Origin of the sequence: Sutcliffiella tianshenii, assembly GCF_016908565.1 — a bacterium.
GTDB classification, from domain to species: Bacteria; Bacillota; Bacilli; order Bacillales; family Bacillaceae_I; genus Sutcliffiella_A; species Sutcliffiella_A tianshenii.
Genome location: NZ_JAFBED010000008.1, coordinates 81,254 through 101,771, shown reverse-complemented (window position 1 = coordinate 101,771; position 20,518 = coordinate 81,254). Strand labels below are relative to the sequence as shown.

The window sequence follows — 20,518 nt, the reverse complement described above, 5'->3', positions numbered from 1 at the left end:
AATTGTTAGAAAATTGAAACAAAAAGAGTGGGAATCCCATAAAAAAGATTCGCACTCTTTTATTCTGCAAATTATTTCGGCTGCATCCTGATTGCCCCGTCCAGGCGGATTGTGTCACCATTCAGCATTGGATTTTCCATGATGCTTTGAACAAGCTGGGCATACTCATGAGGATAGCCAAGCCGAGGCGGGAACGGGACCATCTTTCCTAAAGAGTCCCGCGCTTCTTGTGGCAGTGAATCAAACATCGGTGTATGGAACAATCCAGGAGCTATCGTCATCACCCTTACACCGAATGAAGCAAGCTCTCTTGCAATCGGAAGAGTCATACCCACAATGCCACCTTTGGAAGCGGAATAGGCAGCCTGTCCGATCTGTCCATCAAATGCGGCAACAGAAGCCGTGTTGATGATTACTCCACGTTCTCCTTCCTCATTTGGTTCATTCAACACCATTCTTTCAGCAGCCAAGCGGATGACATTGAATGAACCTATCAAGTTGATGTTGATCACTTTTGAAAAATGATCGAGTGGATGCGTCCCCTTCCTGCCGAGGATTTTCTGAGCGACGCCAATGCCCGCACAATTGACTACAGCATTAATGAAACCAAGCCTTTCTATACCTTTGTTCAATGCTTCTCTGACTTCCTGTTCATTGGTCACATCCGTCTTGATGAAGAGGACCGAGTCTCCTAACTCCTCCACAAGCATCGTGCCACGTTCTTCTGAAAGATCCAATATAAGTGCTTTTCCACCTTGTCTGACAATATTCCTTACCGTCGCTTCCCCAAGACCTGATGCCCCACCTGTTACCAATGCACATATATCCTTGATTTTCATTCTTTACCCTCCAATGTTCTTACTTATTATATTCAATGCAAAAAGTGTGCCAATGCATTATGGCTTCTGATTGAACGTTATTGTCCAAAAAATGGACAGTTCAATCCTAAACTGCATTTATTGACTACACTTTATTGTTGATTGTTGCCTATGAATCTACTGGTTGAAAAATATCTCTGCCATATGTTCTTATTATTATCTACTTTCCAACTATTTTGGTAAGATATAGTTAATCACAACTATTGGAGGACACACACCTTGAATAAAAGGATATTGATTGTTACACAGGATATTGGCGATGAATATACACAAAAGATAAAAAACCTTGTTCCCGATTGGGAGTTGATTGTCGGTAAAGAGAAGGATATTTGGGCACCATATGCAAATAAGGCAGAAATCATTGCAGGATGGAAGAAGGAGCTGGAAGAGTTGTCCCTACATGGTAGATCGGAACTCCGTTGGGTGCAGGCGTGGAGTGCCGGAGTAAACACGATGCCACTTGATAAGCTCAACTCACAGGGTATAACACTGACAAGCGCAAATGGGGTGCATGCATATCCCATCTCTGAAACCATCATCGGCCTGATGTTGGCACTTACAAGGAAGATACATACATATGTGAAAAATCAACAAGAAAGAAAATGGCATCATGCACATATGAATCTTGAAATGCACGGCAAGACAATCGGAATCATAGGCGTTGGGGAAATTGGTAGCGAAACTGCAAAACTTGCTAAAGCTTTTGGAATGAGAGTACTCGGAGTCAGGCATTCTGGAAAAGCGGAAGAAAATGTTGACCGCATGTATACCCCAGACGAACTTCATCAAGTTCTCCCCGAATGCGATTATGTAGTGATCACCCTTCCCCTTACCCCGCAAACCTTCCAGATGTTTGGAGAAAAAGAATTTAAGCTGATGAAGAAATCCTCCTTCCTCATCAATATCGGCAGAGGTGAGATCATAAAGGAAGAAGAGCTTGTCGTCGCATTGCAATCAGGGGAAATTGCAGGTGCAGGCCTTGATGTTTTTTCAAAAGAGCCTCTTGAAGTAGAAAGTCCTCTATGGGACATGGACAATGTCATCATCACCCCCCATACTTCAGGCTCAACGGAATACTATACTAAACGGGTAATAGAAAATATCTTCCTCCCTAATCTTGTTCACTATCTGGATGGGAAGCAGCTGCCTACTAATTTGGTTGATTATACTAAAGGTTACTAAGAGGAGATGCAAGTATGCACAGAAATGAAGAATTGCATTCATTTTTATTGAATAAAGCGAAGGTGCTTACAGAGGAATGGTACGAAAGTCTGGATAAGGATAATTCAACAGGTGTTTATGCGTCCACAAATCCTGAGGTCATTCAAACCTTAAAAAAGCAGAACTATGATTTCCACTTGCAACTTTGTAAAGTTTTCATAGAAGAGGAAACAAAGTTCTTCCATGATTTTCAGCATTGGATTTTATCCATTGCTCAGGACGAGCAGCACCTGAGAACCCCCATCCACTTCACTTTAAGAGAGTTTTTCAGAGTAAGGGAACAATATTTGCAATTCATCAGCGAATTCGTCTCCACACATGAAGAGGAACAAAAGAATGAAGTCATTTGGATGAAAATGATTATGAAAGCTTTTGATAAAGTCGTATTGAAGTTTGTGGAAGAACATCAGAAAGTATCTGAACAAACGCTTAAGGCCCAGCAGGAAATGATCCAGGAACTGAGCTCCCCTGTCATTGCCTTGGATAATAATAGGGCGCTGCTCCCATTAGTGGGGGATATCGATACAGGCAGAGCAAAATTTGTCCTCGAGCATACCCTGGAGCAATGCTCGAAGCTGGGAGTCAATCATCTTTACATTGATCTATCAGGCGTAGTCATCATAGACACTATGGTAGCAGGCCAGATTTTCCAACTGATCAGAGCATTGAATCTCATAGGTGTAAAGACTTCACTATCCGGGATTCGCCCTGAAATCGCACAGACGACAGTCAATCTTGGCCTATCCTTTGATAAGGTTTCCATTAAGCCTACCCTCGCAGGGGCACTGGCCAGCGACCGATAGGAACGAAAGGAGCTTAGCTTGTCTATGTACGAATTAAAGACGAAAGAAACAGATAATAGTGTTGTTGAATTCATCGAAGCTGTCGATAACCCCAAAAAGCGGGAGGATGCTTATAAACTGTTGGATATCTTTACGGAAACAACGGGTCATCAAGCAAAAATGTGGGGACCGAGCATCATCGGATTTGGATCGTATCATTATAAATATCCAACCGGACATGAGGGGGATGCACCCCTGGTAGGCTTCTCCCCCCGCAAAGCGAAAATCAGCCTCTATTTTGCCACAGGTGACTCTAAACGCGAAGAGCTTCTGGCGGGTTTCGGTAAACATACCACCGGCAAAGCTTGTGTGTACATCAACAAACTGGCTGACATTGATGTGGATGTATTAAAAAAACTGATCGAACAATCTGTTCGTTTTCTACAGGAAACCTATCCAAATCAATAAGAAAAGCAAATGCCTGGGGAACATATTCCAGGCATTTGCTTTTTATTTTCTTTCATTTCTGGAGTTTAAAGAGTGGCAAAAGAGTGAATTTATACTATATGCATTTGTTTTCAAGATTTTTCCGGTGATTCAGCCAATAGAAAAGGTTGCAATATGACAACAAAAGGGAGCGAAAAAAATGGATAAAGTATTAAACGAGATACTTTCAGAACTAAAAGAAATAAAAGCGATCCAGCTGCAAATACAGAAAGATCAAGTTTCCATGAAAAATGACACCCAGGTACTAAAAAGTGATATCACCCATCTAAAGGATGGACAACAGGATAGAAATTCTTTGATAAAGCATACACTTACCCTTCAAATTGAAAATATGCTTGAAATCAAACAGTCTTTGAGAAGCTTGCAGGAAAGCAATGATGTCAAGCATCATTCAAGGTGAAATCAATGCCCCTTTCCTTCATGAAGAGAGGGGTTTGATTTTTTCTTAAATGAATGAACATAGCCATTGTGAGGGAAGGCTTTAAACAGAAGACTACCTCACAATCCCGCCTACACCTTCATCTGCCACAAATGCTTGTATTTCTTTTTCTGTTGCAAGGTTCGCATCTCCTGAAATGGTGTGCTTCAATACGGAAGCGCCAAGTGCAAAGTTCAAACCGTCCTCATCGCCCCATCCTGAAAGATGCGCATGCAGAAAGCCTGCAGCAAACGCATCCCCTCCTCCGACCCGGTCAAGTATGTCAAAGGTCTGTGACTCGGTGGCAAGTATGCTTTCTCCTCTAGAATAGAGATAGCCAGTAAGAGAGTGCCTTGTTACGGAAAGGGTCTCCCGAAACGTGCAAATCACCTTCCTCACTCCATATGTGGCACACAACTGCTGAAATAGATCTTGATATAGTCCGGCTTTATCCTTGCCTGAAACCGGGCTGTTTATTTCGAGGATCTTAACTGCATCCAAGTAGCCGCCAAAGCATATATCCACATATGGAAGTATGCTTTTTATAGCCGGACGAGCTTCTTCCAACCCCCAGAGTTTACTTCGATAATTAATATCAAAGCTTGTCGTGATGCCCCGCTCTTTAGCCTCTTTAATGGCTGTCAATGCAATTTCCCTTGCTTTGTCACTGATTCCAAGAGTAATTCCTGATGTATGGAAAAGGTCGGCACCTACAAAAATCTCTTCCCAATCAAAGTCACCCTGGCACGCCTTGGCAAAGGAAGAATGTTTGCGATCATAGATGACCTGCGATGGTCGGACCGATATCCCCTGTTCCAAAAAATAAAGGCCGATTCTTTCACCTCCCCTGGCAATGAATTCAGTTTGGACTCCTTGTTGCTCCAAATGCCTGATGGCACATGTCCCAAGCTCATTTTCTGGCAGCTTCGTCACAAACTGTACCTTATGTCCGAACAATGCAAGGGAAGCCGCTACATTTGCCTCTCCTCCCCCGAAGACCGCCTGGAACTCAGTTGCCTGCACTAAACGACTGTAATTCGGAGGAGTAAGCCTCATCATCAGTTCACCCAAAGTCACCACTTTCATGGCCTTACTCCGATTGTTCTGCTCTCATGGACTTTTTCAACAAATTGCCTTGCCAATTCAGTCACTCCATGGTAGTTTCCTTCTTTAGCAGGAGCGGTAAGTTCCCCACCCACTCCGACTGCAATGGCTCCGGCTTTAAACCAGTCTCCGATATTGTCTAGGGTAACTCCCCCGGTAGGCATAAAGGAAGCGTGAGGGAGCGGTCCTTTAAAGGCTTTTATTGCGTCCGGTGATAACAGGTTACCCGGGAATAGTTTGATGATGTCCACTCCATATTCGAGTGCCTCCACTACTTCCCTTACTGTCAAACACCCTGGGAGGTAGGGAACCTGGTATCTGTTGCATAGTTTCGCAGTTTCTATGTTGAAGCAGGGGCTGACTATATAATCAGATCCTGCCAGGATGGCTACCCGGGCTGTTTCAGCATCAAGGACAGTACCCGCCCCAACAAGCAGTCCCATATTTTCCTTTAGTGCAGCTATTACTTTATCGGCACCCGGGACTGTAAAAGTCACTTCAATCGCAGTTACCCCTCCATTTGCACATGCTTCTGCCAGCTTTTGACCACCTTCTGGACTTTCCGAGCGAATGATTGCCACGATTCCTTGGTCAATGAGTTGTTTTAACACCCTGTACCGCTTCATTTCTTTCATCCCCCTTTTCATTTACACTCCTGAGTATGCGGAAAATCCGCCATCAACCGGCACAACCACACCATTCACAAAACCGGAAGCACAATCATCCACCAGCCAGAGCAGCGTCCCGATGAGTTCTTCACTTTTTCCAAAACGGGCCATTGGAGTTTGTGATATTATTTTTTCTGCCCGTTCGGTGAGTACACCATCATTATCCAATAAAAGTGACCTGTTTTGGTCTGTCAGGAAAAATCCCGGTGCAATGGCATTCACCCTCACTCCTGCTTTTGACATATGTACTGCAAGCCATTGAGTGAAATTGCTGACCGCCGCCTTCGCGCCACTATATGCAGGAATTTTGGTCAGTGGAGAAAATGCATTCATCGAAGAAATATTGATAATCGTCCCACTTTTCTTTTCTACCATGTCTTTCCCGAATACCTGTGACGGAAGCAGGGTCCCAAGGAAATTCAACTGGAAAACATAATTGATCCCTTCTTCATCCAAATCAAAGAATGTCCTGACATCTTTTTGCAGATCTCCCTGATTGTAATATTCAAGGTCTGTCGTACCATTGGGATGATTGCCCCCTGCACCGTTGATCAATATATCGCAAGATCCAAATTCCAGTTGGATTTTCTCCCTTGCAGCCTCAAGTTCCGCTTTATCCAATACATCAGCAGCCAACCCGATCGCTGTACCACCCTTTTCGTTGATATCGGCTGCGAGCTTGTGCACTTTATGTTCTGTTCTCCCGATGATCGCTATTTTGGCACCGCATTGAGCAAGAGCTTTACAAAACGCCGAGCCGAGCACCCCGCTTCCCCCGGTCACCACAACCACTTTTCCTTCTAGATTCACCTGGAATGGAATATTCATAAGGTTTGCCCATCTCCTTTGACTTTACTGAGCGCTTCCCAGATCCCGTTTAGATAGACTGCGCCAAGTGCCCTGTCATAAAGACCGTAACCCGGACGTCCGCTTTCTCCCCATATCATCCTGCCATGATCCGGACGCAGGGGACCTGTGTAACCGATATCCTGATAAGCCTTTAATACTTCCACCATATCCACAGATCCGTCTGATGATAGATGGGAGGTTTCTTCAAAGGTCTTAACTCCGGTCCTTTTTACATTTCTGCAGTGGGCAAAATGGATCCTCGAGCCGAATGCACGGATCATCGCTGGAAGATCATTATCGGACTTTGCTCCAAATGATCCTGTACAAAAGGTAATGCCATTGGACGGACTTTGCTCGATTTCTATCAATCTCTGTAGACTTGCCCCATCCGTTATGATTCTCGGCAAACCGAATATCGACCATGGGGGATCATCTGGATGTATCGCCATTTTAATCGCGACTTCTTGTGCAACGGGTATGACTTTCTTTAAAAAATAGGAGAGGTTTTCCCATAGCTTCTCCTCGGTGATATCCTGATAGGACGCAAGGAGGTTCTTCAGGTCATCCTCTTTATAGGAAGCGTCCCATCCCGGCAATGAAAGGCCGCCGGATGCAGGGTTCATTTTTTCTATTGTTTCTTCCTCGTAAATCAGTGTAGTGGAACCATCCTCCAACCTGTGCCATAGATCCGAACGAGTCCAATCAAAGACGGGCATGAAATTATAACAGACCACTTCCACCCCTGCAGACGCAAGATTCCGCAAGGTGGATATATAGTTTGAAATATACATATCCCTTGAAGGGAGTCCCAATTTTATATCCTCATGAACCGGAACGCTTTCAATAACTGCCAGAGACAGTCCGTTTTTTTCTATCACATTCTTCAAATGATCGATTTTTTCCTGCGGCCATACTTCCCCGACAGGAATATCATAGATTGCCGAGACGATTCCTTTCATCCCGGGGATTTGGCGAATATACTCAAGTGAGACACTATCTTCCACCCCATACCAACGAAAAGCCAGCTTCATTTCTTCACCTCCGCAATGTTTGAACGTTCAAAATAATTCATTGCATTTTCAAATGATATATTTTTCACCAATGAACCAAGCAATCTCTCATCATGAGGCGCCTCACCCTTTTCGACCCATCCCCCAATCATGTTGCAAAGGATACGCCTGAAATATTCATGTCTTGTATAGGATAAAAAACTGCGCGAATCTGTCAGCATCCCTATGAATCTGCTTAGCAATCCGATATTGGCCAAATCAGTCATCTGCCGCTCCATTCCATCCTTCTGATCGTTGTACCACCATCCGGAACCAAACTGCACCTTCCCTGGTACCCCTTCTTCATGGTAGCTGCCTGCCAAGGAAGCAAAAATAAAATTGTCTTTTGGATTAAGATTATAAAGAATGGTCCTTGGCAATTGATCGGTGTAATCGAGGGCATCCAGATACTTGGCCAGAGGCTTGGCCACAGGATGATCTTCTATCGTATCGAACCCGGCATCCGCTCCTACCTTCTCGAACATCCTTTTATTGTTGTTTCTCATCGCTCCGATATGCAGCTGCATCGTCCACCCTTTTTCAGCATAAGCTTGCCCCAAAAATATAAGGATGAAAGTCTTGTATTTCCTCTCCTCATCCATGGACAATCTTTTATTGTTCAATGCCTTTTGGAATATAGCATCCACTTCACTCTTTGTGGCAGTTTCAAAAACCATTTCGCCCATTCCATGATCGGAGAGTCGTGCCCCTTTCTCATGGAAATAGTCCATTCTCTCCTTTAAGGCATCAAGCAGATCATCCAATCTTGCAATCTCTTTATCTGTTACTCTAGATAGCTTTTCCATCCAAGGTAGAAAGGTATCCTTCGTTATTTCTATTCCCCTATCAGGCCTGAATGTCGGTAGAACTTCCGGTTGCCAAGTTTTATCCTCCGCCAGATACTCATGATATTCGAGTGAATCTGTAGGATCATCCGTCGTACCGATCATACGCACATTCGATCGGCTGATAATCTCCCTCGTCCTGAATGTATCCGCTGCCAATTTTTCATTTGCATTATCCCACACAGTCTGTGCCGTGCCTTCGTTCAATAAGTCATAGAAGTCAAAATACCTCGCCAGTTCCAGATGGGTCCAATGATACAGAGGGTTCCCCAAGGTATGCGGGACAGTCTTCGCCCATTGGAAAAATTTCTCCACATCAGGTGCAGCGCCTGTGATATACCGCTCTGGTACACCGTTTATTCGCATCGCTCGCCATTTATAATGATCACCGGCTAACCAGATCTCCCCGATGGAAGCGAAACGCTTATTCTCCCAAATTTCCTTTGGATCCAAATGGCAGTGATAATCATATATTGGCTGATCCTTTGCATAATCATGGTAAAGTATTTGTGACATTTTATTGGGCAACAAAAAGTCATCATGGATAAAAGGCTTCAATTTCCTCATCCCCCACTTAGTTTATTTACTAAACAAACTATATTTTATATAATCATACACATCCCCTATTTTCTTATCAAGGGGAAATTTACACACAATTCAATTATTTAAATCTGGGGGAATTCTATTGCATACTGGTGATGCTTCATATATCCGTCAATTAAATAGAAAAATCATTTTACAACAAATAATGCAGCATAAAAGCATTTCACGTGCAGAGATTGCCAAATCTACCGGCCTGAACAAAGCTACCGTTTCTTCGCAGATTGCAGATATGCTCGGTGAAGGACTACTATTGGAACAACATGCGGAGGTTTCATCCGGTGGCAGAAAACCGATATATTTATCTTTCAACGGTTCATGTGGATATGCCATTGGAGTTGACATTGATGTAAACAGCATAAGCATCGCTGCCACAGATATAAAGGGGAAGATTGTCGCTAAGGAGATTCATTCCATTGAAGATTCTGGCTTTCTTGCCGTGGAAGAAAAACTGAAAACGATCATAAATAAAATGAGGGGGACACTGCCTGAATCTAAGTATGGAATGATCGGCATCGGCATCGGAGTCCACGGCATTGTGGATAATGATCAAACTATCATTTTTACGCCACAGCATCAATGGAGGAATATTGACCTAAAACGGTCCATGGAATCTTTCTTTCAAGTTCCAGTTATCATTGCAAACAATTCCAATCTTTGTGCAGTGGCAGAACAAGTATTTTCCTCTGAAAGCACCAATCTTGCATGTATTACAACGTATTCCGGAATCGGGATGGGCATTATCATCCAAGGGATGCTGTTTCAGGGTTTTGAAGGATTTTCTGGGGAAGTCGGGCATATGATCATCGAACCTGAAGGACGTACCTGCACATGTGGCAATAAGGGATGCTTTGAGCAATATGCTTCAGAGAAAGTGCTCTTGCAGGAAATAAGGGAAAGAATCGGCAGGTTGGATTTACCTTTAGAGGAACTGCATCAAATAATTGAAAAAGGAGGAGCTGAAGTGGAGGAAGTCATCAAAAACTATACCACCCACTTAGCTATTGGAGTGAACAACATTATTAATATCCTCAATCCCGAGAAAGTCATCATCAACTGTGAAATATTCTCGTATCACCCGGCAATCTTGGAAAAAGTCGAAAAGAATTTGACTTCCATCATGAACCACCGCAAGGAGTTGAAAATTTCGACGCTTGGAAAAAATGCCTGCATGCTTGGTGCTAGTGCCTCAGTAATCAAAGATTTTTTGAAAACAGATCATATCGTTTTTTCACAAGTTTAGAGGGAATTTAGAGGTATGATGGGCTTTTTCCTTTCTCTAACCTTTCAAAAAGCCCGTCAAGAACTCTTTGATGGTTGATTCTTTTAACTTTCATTTTCTTAATGAATCGAGTTCACTGTAAATTGCCACAATCTCCTCCAGCTTCATCCTTACAAGCCCGCTTGAAGATGGAGCCACAAAGTCAATGGTACCTGGGACAACCGGATTATCCTGTATCCCCCAAGCAATCTTTCTTTGTCCACTATATTCCTGATATACACCCTTCCCGACAAAGCAGACAATTTTAGGTTTGTTGAGTTCAATCTTCCTTTTCAATTCTTCCCGTCCAGTCCGGTATTCTTCCCTAGTTATATCCGCTGCACCGACTGTCGGTCTGGACACTATATTGGTGAGGCCAAAATTCAAGTCGAGGAGTTTAAAATCTTCTGTTGGGGCATATTTTCTCGGGGTGATCCCCGCTTGATGAAGGATTGTCCAAAAGCGGTTATTCGGGTTGGCATAGTGATGGCCCGTTTCCCCTGAACGAATGCTTGGATTGAATCCAACAAATAAAATTTCCAGATCCTTTTTAATATGATCGTAGATGAAATCCACTCAGCATCCTCCCTTTCTCTGCTCTTTTGACCCATTTTATCAAAAATAAAAAAACCAAACGAAGTAGGAACGGTTACTTTCGTCTGATTTTTTCACATAGTTATCTATTAAAATAAAGGTAATGGCCTTAAAATCACTTTAATCGTCTGTGGCATTTTCAGTTCTTTCTGCGCCTGTTTCAAGTATGTGTACATTGCTTTACTGCCAACTGAGTTTGCAGAATGAATCGTAATTCTTTCCGCATATAGCTCATTCTCCACCATAATTTGAACGAGCAAAAGACCATTCCGATGTCTGTTCAATAAGTCATGGTCCAACGATAAATGCTCAATCGCATTATTTTCTAACAAGGTGAGGCATTCGTCAATGTCTTCAGCAAGGATGTACCCTTCTGGACATGTGCGACTATCATCTAGAAAGACATTTATTTTCAAGATGATCCCTCCAACTATTTCGACTTACATATAGTGTAACATACTTTGATTACTATTTTTTTCCTAAAACAGTTGATGGTGATATGAAAAGCCTTTATCAGCTAGGGGTGGACGCTTTTTCATAGGGATAATGTACCAATTTTTTTTGATATTAAACTACGGGGTCTTATATTCCGGAAAATCGAATATCCACTTCATCCAAAATGATTGTAGACGGGTCTGCAAATGCATATACGTATCATATTCCTTTTTATAGTTTTGCTTGAAAGAATATGAAACTTCACCTTGTTTTTCTTTTTCCATCAATTCCTGCTCCAGTACATCGAGCTTCTCGATTTTTATTTGGATGGTATTATACGTCAATGCAGCCAAGGCTCCATAAAGAATGGAAGCCAGCAATAATAAGGAAAGAATGTATTTTAGCGGGGTTCGCATACATGTCCCCCCCTTCCGTCTTTTCTACATACTATGACGGAATGCGGGAATGTGACAGGACTGTTACAAAATGTTTGTTGGTTCTAACCCGTACTATGCACAATGCATTGAAAAATGGGGGGAATAAAGATATATTAAATGTAAAATGTACCGGAGGATAAGGGAATGGCTGTCTTTATAGATGTTCTTGTTGTAATCGTATTTGCCGTAATCTTTTTCGGCGTATATAAATATGTAAAAAACACGTTGAAGAAATATTAACAGGAGGGCCCTTTCAAGCATGTTGAAAGGGCCCTTATCACGTTTTTCCCAAGTCGATGTTCTGTGAAGCTTTCTTTTTGAGGATCTGTAATGGTACGTACAGAATAAAAAACATGATGATAACAACAAATTCCAGCGAAAGAATATACCACGGGTATGGCCCCAATAAATCAATGATGCTTGCATTGGAAGGCTTTCTGGCCAGGAACATATAGTTTCCTCCAGTCAGCGCATTAATAAAGAAAACTAGACCAGCAATGAACTGCAGTGCCACAAATGCCTTCACCATGGATTTAAAAGTAATGGCCTTCTTCTCTACCCAAAGCATATAAAAAACTGACAGGATGATGGCAGTATGTGCCATAAAGAAATGAATAAACCGGAAATGCGGAAAATCATAGAAAAGCTCCGGTGTAAGCAAAGCCTGGAGCGCTCCACCAAGTCCCAGGAAATAAACGACTTCAAATGTCCAGCTTTGCTTGGTTATCAGCATCCACATGCATAAATACAAACTGATCGAGCATAGCTGAAACGGAAGCGTATAGGCAATATCCCACATATCGGTCGAAAGGTACCAATAGTTCAGCCATGCCTCTGACATCAGTAAGGCCCCAAATATGCCCCACCTTCCATACACTTTGGCCTTTTCCCTGTTTCGCAGAAAATACAACAGTAGGATGAGTGACAGACCGATAAGCAGTGCAATGATATGGGACGAGGACAAGAGTAATGTACCTTCCATTAGAGCATCCGGATCTGTATAAGAATCCAACACTTCTCACCACCGCCTTTCAAGTTCTCTTCTTTCCCCATACTTCTACTAAACCATGGTAAATTCCTCCTATCTTTTTTCCAGACGTTTCTTTTTGCGTTCCGAAGCACTTTCGAAAAGTATTTTTTCTGCATCCGTCTCAGGAATCACCCCAGGAACCGGAGTCGGCTTTCCATCCTTACCTTTTGCAACCATTGTCAAAAAGGATGTAGTGGTTGTCGTTTTTTCCCCGGTTTCATAATTTTCGTTCTCCACTTTCACAAAAATCTCCATGGAGGTCCTACCTGTCGATGCTACTATCGCCTCAAGCGTCAGGATATCCCCGACTTTTGCAGGGGAAAGAAAAGTCACCTGGTCGATGCTGGCAGTCACAACTACGTTCCTGGAATGCTTCATTGCAGTGATGGCGGCAATTTCATCTATGTAAGAAAGAATCACTCCTCCAAAAATGGTACCCATATGATTCGTATCAGGCGGCAAAACCAGCCGTGTCTGTATTGTCCTTGATACATTGGAAGAAACGGAATTGTTTGTATCCATAAGTAATTTACCCTCCTTATTAGTAAGAAACAAGAGATGTTTAGATAATCTAGCTATTGATTGGAGCAATAGGCGAAGACTCCTGCGGGAGGCAGCGGGAGGCTGGAGACCCCACAGGGCGAAGCCCGAGGAGGCTCCAGCACCGCCCCGCGGAAAGCGCAGCCTATTGCGGAGATCAATAGCGGTGTTAGTGCAAATAAAAAAACTCACCCTTAAAAGGATGAGTGAAAGACGGATGAAATAGAAGCCTCGAGTAAAAGCCTTCCTTACAATCCCCCGTTCTATCTCTCACCTCCCGAAGTAGATAGTACTAGATCAATCAGACAGGTCTCCTGACTTAGCTTCTCCCTACTTTAGCCCTTCCCATACTTATAAAAGTACAGTGGATAGTCTATTTCGTCAGCTTTACAGTTGCGGGTACAGTACTGGATTTACACCAGATTCCCTATTAAGTGCATGCACATCTAAATGATTGGATGTTAAGTTGTTGTTGCCATTATATTTTACCATTATTCTCATGCAAACATGAGAACAAATGAAAGCAATTTCCCTCCTATCACTTCGCATGGATAGCGATACATCATACAAATATTCCCAATGTCACAAAATAGTAAGAAAAAGAAGGTTGAGAAATGGCTCCATTAGTGTGTATACTTAAACTTGCAAGTTTTTTCTACCCCATTGACCGGGTATGGATTTATGAATCTAAATATGCAACATAAGTGAGGAAACCTATGTTCTATAAAACTCTCATTCACCCATCTTCAAAAGAATGGATTGTGCTCTTTCATGGCTTTGGAGGGAACTCTTCCATATTCTACAAGCAATTGAAACCCTTCCGTTCAGAATATAATGTACTTTTGCTAGATTTACCTGGACATGGAAAAACTCCATATCCAAAAGGTGTGGATCTATTTGAGTACTCTTGTGATAAAACCCTTGAAATCTTGAAAGACCTAAAAATAAAATCCGCCCATTTTGTCGGCATTTCCCTTGGCACCATCATCATGCAGGAAATTGCCCTGCGTTCCCCCTCTTCAATCAAGTCGATGATTCTAGGAGGCGCCACGCCGAAGTTGAAAAAATGGGGCGAGTTTCTTTGCCGACTTTCCGTTTTCTATCCCTTGAGAAAAATGCTTCCACACATGGTCCCTTATAGAATATTTGCGAGAGTTCTATTACCGAAGCGCAATCACTCCGATTCCCGTAAAGCTTTCATCAAGGAAGCTTATAAACTATCTAAAGAAGCTTATCTTGGATGGGTTTTATACGGACTAGACGGTTACACCACCTACGATAAATTGGCAGAAACGGAAAATAAAATCCCCAAGCTTTATATATCGGGTTCCGAAGACCATATGTTCCTCGAAAGCACAAAGAAATATGCTGCCAACGAAGAAAACGCAACTATGGAAATCATCGAAAACTGCGGACATGTTTGCAATATCGAAGAAAGTGAAAGATTCAATGACCTTGCTGTTTCTTTTATGAAGAGTGCTAGCAAAGTCCAGATCACTGCGTAAAAAGCTGAACGTAGCTGAACTTTATGTTCAGCTTCTTTTTTGTGTTGAAATGTCCGAAAAGTGTAAATGAAAAAACACAAGGAGCCCTTGTGTTTTTGCGTGCTATTTTTTCCTGCTTTTTGCACTTGTCGAGATTTTCTTCCATTTATCCTTCTCTGCCAATTGTGCCCGTTTACTCGATTTACGTTCCAGATAGGCAAGCTCCCTTTGCAGCTTTACATAGCTTTGATACCTTGCTTCCTCCAATGTTCCTTCACGGATTGCCTCCCTTACCGCGCAGCTGGGCTCATTTTCATGTTTGCAATCCCTGAAATAGCACTGTTCAGCCAGTTCTTCCACATCCTGAAAGCTCTGGCCGACCGTAGCCCCGTCTGCCTCCCAGAGCTGGAGTTCCCTCATTCCTGGCGTATCAAGCACTAGCCCGCCAGTCGGCAAAAGATAAAGTTCTCGGTAGGTAGTTGTGTGCCTTCCTTTGTCATCGTCACCCCTCACCTCTTGAATGACCTGTTTTTCTTCTCCTAACAGGTAGTTCGTCAAGGTCGATTTTCCTGCACCTGATGATCCCAGAAGTGCAACAGTTCTTCCTGTAGTAAAATATGGGGCTAACTCTTCCAATCCCGTTTCATCTTTTACACTGACAGCTAAAACCGGAACACCCAACGCAACAGCTTCCACATCTTTTATTTTTGCGGGCACATCCTCACACAAATCTGCTTTGGTCAGGACGATAACAGGGGTGGCACCGCTCTCCCATGCCATGATCAAGTATCGTTCCAACCTTCTTTCATTAAAGTCATAGTTGAGTGATTGCACCAAAAAGACCGTATCCACGTTTGCAGCCACAATCTGCTCCTCCGTCGTAAGTCCTGCAGCTTTTCTGGAAAACTTGCTGAAGCGGGGAAGCAGTGCCTGAATGGTTGCTTTTCTTTCAGATGCCCTTTCACTAAGGACAACCCAATCGCCAACGGCCGGATAGTCTTCGCGGCTTTCTGCCTCAAAGCGATATTTTCCTGACACCTCTGCCAAATATTCACCGTTCTCTGTTTCAACTCTGTATATTCTTTTATGTTCAAGCATCACTCTTCCAACCGTGAAGCCTTGTTCTTCGTATGCTGCAAATCTGTTATTCAAATAGTCGTTCCAACCTAGTTCATTAAGTTTCAATGTTATTCCTCCAATGGAAAGTAGATTAATTTTGGGTAAAACAAAAAGACCGCTCTCACGGTCTTTTCATAAAAAATTATAAAACCATGGCGCTGATTTCACAGCCCATGGGAATCTACAGTCTTATCCATCTGGGAATAAAATTTTATCGATTTCCTTGCAAGGGCTGTGCAGTTTTATTTAGTTGGTTAACGTTCATATCATTTAATCGTTCCATAAAACATCCCTCGCTTTCAGAAAATTGTCATTACAAAAATTATTGTAGACCATCTGCATCAAAAAGTAAATAGGCTAAAGTGGAGAATTTTTCCGTAAGTTTACTTTGCTTCTATACTCACTAGCTTTTTTCGCTCCCGGTTCTGCCAGGACATGGATAATGTGATGGTAAAGCTTAAGATCACTAGTCCAAGAATGAACGGATATGAAATGTTCACATCATACAGGATCCCGGCCAATGTCGGCCCAAGAACATTGCCGATGCTCATATAGGCATTGTTCATCCCCATTGCAAATCCTTGTTCATTTCCTGCAAGCTTGGAGATCAACGTATTGATGACAGGTCTCAGGATCGAAGTAGCCAAAAAGATGATTAAAGTGATGATGAAGAAAAATGTATAGCTCGAAGCAAATAACGAGAATAAAAATCCTGCAGCTGCCACAGTGATGAAAATATTCAATACTTTCCCTTCACCAAGGACCCGTACAATTCGATCGACGATGAACAACTGTACAATTACACTGACAATTCCAGTTGCAGTGATCATAAGTGCAATTTCCTGCGGAGTTGCCCCATACTGGTTGTCTATGAATAATCCAAGGACAGATTCATAAGCCATTAATCCAAAGCTCATCACAAGTGTGATGACCAGCGGGATAAAATATGGTTTTTTGACTGATTGAGCCAGTTTTTTCACCATTGGGTCTGTAACTGTTTCCATCAATTGATTCAATTCTTTCTCTCTACTTTCTTTTAATACCAAAACTGAAAAGACTGTCGCAAGGAGAGAAATCAATGCCGATACCAATAGAGGCATTTTCAGGCCATAATCCGCCAGAAATCCACCTATCCCCGGCCCAATGACTATCCCCAGGGACATTGCGGCCGAAATATAACTGTTCCCTTTCGCGCGCTGCTCCATTGTGGTAATATCCGCGACATATGCAAATAGTGCCGGAATCAGCAGTGCTGCACCGACTCCACCTATCACACGGGATAGATACAGCATCCAGACAGAATCAAAACCATAAAACACAAACATCGATAGGGTCAGTCCCGCAAGCCCAAGAATGATCATGATCCTTCGGCCATACTGATCGGCCCACTTGCCTGCAACAGGAGACATCACAAGCTGAGCACCAGCAAATATTGCGATCATCAATCCTGCCGCCATTCCACCTTCACCGATCGATTCCAGATAAGCTGGAAGGATCGGGATGATGATACCGAAGCTACCGACGGCGATAAACATATTGACCATTAAAACTAACATTTTTTTTCGTTGCTCAGGTGCCAAAGTAACTCCCACTTTCTATATATTATTCCCTTTATTTCGTAAGTCGTAGCAATAATCACCTTAAGTATCTTATGACTTTTCTTATCGGGTGTCAATGAAAAGAACTGCTGGTATTTGTAGGGAAAGGAATTCTTTGGCTGAAGCAACTGGTTATAGGAAGAGTTGTGAAGTTTTTTGTCGAAATATGCGTTTTATCGATATCTGTCTCGTTTTCGTGGATAAATGAAATTTTTCGTTGATATATCATTTTTTTCGTTGATATCAGGATCCAATCCATCGATATATCAAAATATTCGTGGATATATGAATTCATTATTATAAACAATCCGCATACGAGCAGGGACAAACTCCACTTTACCCCATTATTTAATTCAACTTAAGCTTTTCACCGGCAATGATGGTATTGGAAGTCAGTTCGTTTAGATCTTTCAATTCTTTTACTGTCATCCCGTATTTTTTGGCAATTGAATATAAAGTGTCACCTTTCTTAATCGTTATGGTATAGCTTTCCGGTGCTGGTGTCACAAATAATTTTTCGCCGATTTTGATCGTAGTTGATGTTAATCCATTCCATCTCTTAAGGTCAGAAACGGATGCATCGTATTTTTTTGCCAGGGAATATAGTGTATCGCCTTGTGCCACTTTGACGATAACAGGTGCCTTTACTAACAATTTCTGACCAGTGAAGATCCTGTTGGAAGAGAGATTATTCCATTCTTTCAACTTGGTTACAGTGGTGTCATGCCCATTTGACAGAGAATATAGCGTATCGCCTTTTTTGACTGTCACTACAGAAGCCTCCTGAATGACAAGTTTTTTCCCTGTGATGATTTTTGAAGAAGTAAGATCATTCATTTCTTTCAGTTCTTCGATGGTAACACCGTGTTTTTTCGACAGGCTGTATAGGGTATCCCCTTTTTTAATTACAATCACTTCCTTGGAATAAGAGGCTGCTGCTGCCTTCTCATGTGAGGAGAATCCCGCTGCACCGGATAAACCTAGTGATAATGCTAACGCCAAGGCTATTTTTTGATGTTTTTTCATGTTGTAACACTCCAGTTTGTCAATTATTTTTGCTTCACACTTACTTTGACGCATCTGAAGGATTTTTGTCGCTTGTTTCTTGAAACCGGATGAGCCCGTTTTTAATCGATGAAATGAATTTCCCAATTTCCATAAAAAAGCACAGCCATCAGTTATCGTGGCTGTGCTGCATTGATTTTAAACTATTAATTTCTTCAAGCATCAGATCGGCAAATTTAAAGAGTTCATTATTGATAAAGAAAGGTTCGTCCGTTTTTCCTTCATAACTTGCAAGGCACTCAGAAATAAGTTTACTGTATGATGATGATTCCACTCCCCATTCACCAGCTTCTTTTTTTGAAGAGACGACACCTTCCTTAAGGAAGTAAAGCACCCTGCATAAGTTTAATACGTAATAGACCGGGTTTTCTACAATCCCTGTTTTGGCATCCCCTACATCCTGTACGATTGATTCAATATAGTAGCTGGTATCAATCGGATGAAAGGTCTTTTTTACATCTTTCCCATAGAAAGTAGCACCCCTATTATAGGTAACAACTATATGTGCTGCGAGGTCCGGGTCACGGAACCCTTCACCACCACAAATAAATTGATCATCAATCAAATAGCGTGGATGGAAGAAATGCAGTTCAAATGGCGTCGGATAGATGAAGTCCTTTAGGTATTGTTCCTGGATAATGCTCATTTCCAATGGATTTTTATGTCCCTGGGTAATGGAGAGTAGACGGTAGATCATTCTTCTTTTCACATCATCCCCTATGTCCTCATTGACCACCACCAAAAGATCGACATCGCTTCTATTAGGATTGAAGCATCCCATTGCAATGGAGCCGTGAATATAAATTCCAATTAAGTTGTCTTCCAATTCATCAATAAAAACTTGTCCGATTTCTTGTAAATATTTTTTAAATTCCACGTTTGAACCTCCATGAGCTAAAATGCGAAAAGAAGCCAGACTATGACTTCTTTTCACAGGAGTGATTATGATAGCTGGCTGCTTTTCCAAGCCTCCAGCACTTCTTTTTCCTTGTCCCGATGAATACCGGCTTTTCGTTCCTCTTCACTTCTAGTCTCTTCCCATTCAAGGATATCCTTGATTGTTTCTTCAACCGGGCGGACAGTAAGACGATGCTGAATGGCTTTTTCAATACTAATGGTACTGGCACCGCGCCATGGCTGGCCACCTTCTGTCAAAGGATGCTCTTCTGGAATCCATAATGGCATTTCTGTCCAAGGTGCGACCTTATTTTCAAGTAGAAAGCTTTCATCTGCCCAAACGAGCTCGGCATCTGAGTTTGCTACCTTTTTGCAGGTTAGAAGGAATTCCTCCATGGTCATCGGACTGGTTGGCCCTGTGACGTTAAACACTCCGGAAACCCGCTCGTCTGCCATTTTCAGTATCCAAAGTGCCATATCCCTGGCATCGATCATTTGAACATTGCGTCTTTTTCTTCCTGGTGCCAGGACTTCTCCGCCCTCGGCAATCCTTTTTACCCAATATGAGAATCTATCTGAATAATCAAGGGGCCCTACAAGCAGGCCGGACCGTACATGGAGCACACTACCAGGCATATTCTTCTCTGCAGCGGCTTCGCTCATTGCTTTCAAGGCTCCGTAATGCCTATTGATATCCTCGGTTGTCCCAAATCCAATTTTATCTGCTTCCGCATCTGACAATGACAGAGTAGGATAGTCTTCATCCAAGCCATGTGGGATCCAGTCCTTGTATACGGAAATACTGGAAATGAAGGTGTAATGGTCCACCTTGTCCGCCAAAGCTTTAGTGGCTTCCGATAACTGCAGGGGAGTGAAGCCGCACGTATCAATCGCAACATCCCATTTACCAGCTTCAAGGAGTGCCAAATCCTTATTGCGGTCTCCAATGATCGTTTCTACCTGAGGGAATAGACCTTGATGATTGCCGCGATTGAATAGAGTTATTTCATGACCTTGCTTTAACGCTTCTTCGACTATGAATCTACCTAAAAATCGAGTGCCGCCAATCACTAAAATTTTCATATGTATGCCTCCAGGAATATTTTGATAGTAACTAATTCTATGTATATTGGAATT

22 protein-coding genes and 1 riboswitch are annotated in these 20,518 nt (G+C 42.5%); of the genes, 6 read left to right on the top strand and 16 right to left on the bottom strand.

The window, feature by feature from the left end:
• Positions 1-71 precede the first annotated feature (71 nt).
• Positions 72-839: a 3-hydroxyacyl-CoA dehydrogenase gene (locus JOC95_RS16785; RefSeq protein ID WP_204418351.1), complete on the bottom strand. Its 768-nt coding sequence runs from the start codon at positions 837-839 to the stop codon at positions 72-74.
• A 258-nt stretch (positions 840-1,097) separates the two neighbouring features.
• Here JOC95_RS16785 and JOC95_RS16780 point away from each other — a divergent pair, with 258 nt between their 5' ends.
• The 4 genes from JOC95_RS16780 to JOC95_RS16765 all read left to right on the top strand — a co-directional run bounded on the left by JOC95_RS16780 (position 1,098) and on the right by JOC95_RS16765 (position 3,788).
• Positions 1,098-2,060 carry a D-2-hydroxyacid dehydrogenase gene (locus JOC95_RS16780; RefSeq protein WP_204418350.1) on the top strand — a complete coding sequence of 321 codons (963 nt, stop codon included), beginning with the start codon at positions 1,098-1,100 and terminating at the stop codon, positions 2,058-2,060.
• 14 nt (positions 2,061-2,074) lie between these two features.
• On the top strand, positions 2,075-2,902 hold the full coding sequence (locus JOC95_RS16775; RefSeq protein WP_204418349.1) for an STAS domain-containing protein: 828 nt from the start codon (positions 2,075-2,077) through the stop codon (positions 2,900-2,902).
• 24 nt (positions 2,903-2,926) lie between these two features.
• Positions 2,927-3,349, top strand: a complete 423-nt coding sequence (locus tag JOC95_RS16770; protein WP_204418348.1) for a DUF1801 domain-containing protein — start codon at positions 2,927-2,929, stop codon at positions 3,347-3,349.
• A gap of 178 nt (positions 3,350-3,527) precedes the next feature.
• On the top strand, positions 3,528-3,788 hold the full coding sequence (locus tag JOC95_RS16765; protein WP_204418347.1) for a hypothetical protein: 261 nt from the start codon (positions 3,528-3,530) through the stop codon (positions 3,786-3,788).
• Between the two features lie 93 nt (positions 3,789-3,881).
• Here JOC95_RS16765 and JOC95_RS16760 read toward each other — a convergent pair whose 3' ends face one another.
• The 5 genes from JOC95_RS16760 to uxaC are packed head-to-tail and all read right to left on the bottom strand — an operon-like array spanning position 3,882 to position 8,879.
• A complete protein-coding gene (locus JOC95_RS16760) occupies positions 3,882-4,892 on the bottom strand; it encodes a sugar kinase (protein ID WP_204418346.1) in 1,011 nt (336 codons plus the stop codon).
• Positions 4,889-5,536: a bifunctional 4-hydroxy-2-oxoglutarate aldolase/2-dehydro-3-deoxy-phosphogluconate aldolase gene (locus tag JOC95_RS16755; RefSeq protein WP_204418345.1), complete on the bottom strand. Its 648-nt coding sequence runs from the start codon at positions 5,534-5,536 to the stop codon at positions 4,889-4,891. Before JOC95_RS16755 ends, JOC95_RS16760 begins: the two co-directional genes overlap by 4 nt.
• 21 nt (positions 5,537-5,557) lie before the next feature.
• A complete protein-coding gene (locus tag JOC95_RS16750; protein WP_204418344.1) occupies positions 5,558-6,406 on the bottom strand; it encodes an SDR family oxidoreductase in 849 nt (282 codons plus the stop codon).
• A complete protein-coding gene (gene uxuA, locus JOC95_RS16745; RefSeq protein WP_204418343.1) occupies positions 6,403-7,458 on the bottom strand; it encodes a mannonate dehydratase in 1,056 nt (351 codons plus the stop codon). The genes JOC95_RS16750 and uxuA overlap by 4 nt, the downstream gene beginning before the upstream one ends.
• The gene (gene uxaC, locus JOC95_RS16740; protein WP_204418342.1) at positions 7,455-8,879 is read right to left on the bottom strand and encodes a glucuronate isomerase; all 1,425 of its coding nucleotides are present in this window, start codon (positions 8,877-8,879) and stop codon (positions 7,455-7,457) included. The genes uxuA and uxaC overlap by 4 nt, the downstream gene beginning before the upstream one ends.
• A 127-nt stretch (positions 8,880-9,006) precedes the next feature.
• On the opposite strand from uxaC, the gene JOC95_RS16735 reads away from it, so the two are divergent.
• On the top strand, positions 9,007-10,164 hold the full coding sequence (locus JOC95_RS16735; protein ID WP_204418341.1) for an ROK family transcriptional regulator: 1,158 nt from the start codon (positions 9,007-9,009) through the stop codon (positions 10,162-10,164).
• A gap of 90 nt (positions 10,165-10,254) precedes the next feature.
• On the opposite strand, the gene JOC95_RS16730 is transcribed toward JOC95_RS16735, so the two are convergent.
• The 5 genes from JOC95_RS16730 to JOC95_RS16710 all read right to left on the bottom strand — a co-directional run bounded on the left by JOC95_RS16730 (position 10,255) and on the right by JOC95_RS16710 (position 13,200).
• Positions 10,255-10,758: a uracil-DNA glycosylase family protein gene (locus JOC95_RS16730; RefSeq protein WP_204418340.1), complete on the bottom strand. Its 504-nt coding sequence runs from the start codon at positions 10,756-10,758 to the stop codon at positions 10,255-10,257.
• A 107-nt stretch (positions 10,759-10,865) separates the two neighbouring features.
• Positions 10,866-11,192 (bottom strand): cyclic-phosphate processing receiver domain-containing protein, encoded by a 327-nt coding sequence (locus JOC95_RS16725; protein WP_204418339.1) that lies wholly within the window; start codon positions 11,190-11,192, stop codon positions 10,866-10,868.
• Between the two features lie 156 nt (positions 11,193-11,348).
• Entirely contained in the window at positions 11,349-11,627 is a 279-nt protein-coding gene (locus tag JOC95_RS16720; RefSeq protein WP_204418338.1) for a hypothetical protein, read from the bottom strand.
• Between the two features lie 298 nt (positions 11,628-11,925).
• On the bottom strand, positions 11,926-12,663 hold the full coding sequence (locus JOC95_RS16715; protein WP_338083111.1) for a YwaF family protein: 738 nt from the start codon (positions 12,661-12,663) through the stop codon (positions 11,926-11,928).
• A 66-nt stretch (positions 12,664-12,729) separates the two neighbouring features.
• Positions 12,730-13,200, bottom strand: coding sequence for an acyl-CoA thioesterase (locus JOC95_RS16710; RefSeq protein ID WP_204418337.1), 471 nt, complete (start codon positions 13,198-13,200; stop codon positions 12,730-12,732).
• A 305-nt stretch (positions 13,201-13,505) separates the two neighbouring features.
• A riboswitch (cobalamin riboswitch) is annotated at positions 13,506-13,683 on the bottom strand.
• Between the two features lie 251 nt (positions 13,684-13,934).
• On the opposite strand from JOC95_RS16710, the gene JOC95_RS16705 reads away from it, so the two are divergent.
• Positions 13,935-14,723 (top strand): alpha/beta fold hydrolase, encoded by a 789-nt coding sequence (locus tag JOC95_RS16705; protein WP_204418336.1) that lies wholly within the window; start codon positions 13,935-13,937, stop codon positions 14,721-14,723.
• Positions 14,724-14,825: 102 nt separating this feature from the next.
• On the opposite strand, the gene rsgA is transcribed toward JOC95_RS16705, so the two are convergent.
• The 5 genes from rsgA to JOC95_RS16680 form a co-directional block, all read right to left on the bottom strand.
• The gene (gene rsgA / locus JOC95_RS16700) at positions 14,826-15,887 is read right to left on the bottom strand and encodes a ribosome small subunit-dependent GTPase A (RefSeq protein ID WP_204418335.1); all 1,062 of its coding nucleotides are present in this window, start codon (positions 15,885-15,887) and stop codon (positions 14,826-14,828) included.
• Positions 15,888-16,204: 317 nt separating this feature from the next.
• Positions 16,205-17,401, bottom strand: coding sequence for an MFS transporter (locus tag JOC95_RS16695; RefSeq protein ID WP_204418334.1), 1,197 nt, complete (start codon positions 17,399-17,401; stop codon positions 16,205-16,207).
• 366 nt (positions 17,402-17,767) lie between these two features.
• Complete coding sequence (locus tag JOC95_RS16690; RefSeq protein WP_204418333.1) at positions 17,768-18,445, bottom strand: LysM peptidoglycan-binding domain-containing protein; 678 nt, start codon at positions 18,443-18,445, stop codon at positions 17,768-17,770.
• Between the two features lie 148 nt (positions 18,446-18,593).
• On the bottom strand, positions 18,594-19,361 hold the full coding sequence (locus JOC95_RS16685) for an aminoglycoside adenylyltransferase domain-containing protein (protein WP_204418332.1): 768 nt from the start codon (positions 19,359-19,361) through the stop codon (positions 18,594-18,596).
• A gap of 65 nt (positions 19,362-19,426) precedes the next feature.
• A complete protein-coding gene (locus JOC95_RS16680) occupies positions 19,427-20,464 on the bottom strand; it encodes a Rossmann-fold NAD(P)-binding domain-containing protein (protein WP_204418331.1) in 1,038 nt (345 codons plus the stop codon).
• Positions 20,465-20,518 lie beyond the last annotated feature (54 nt).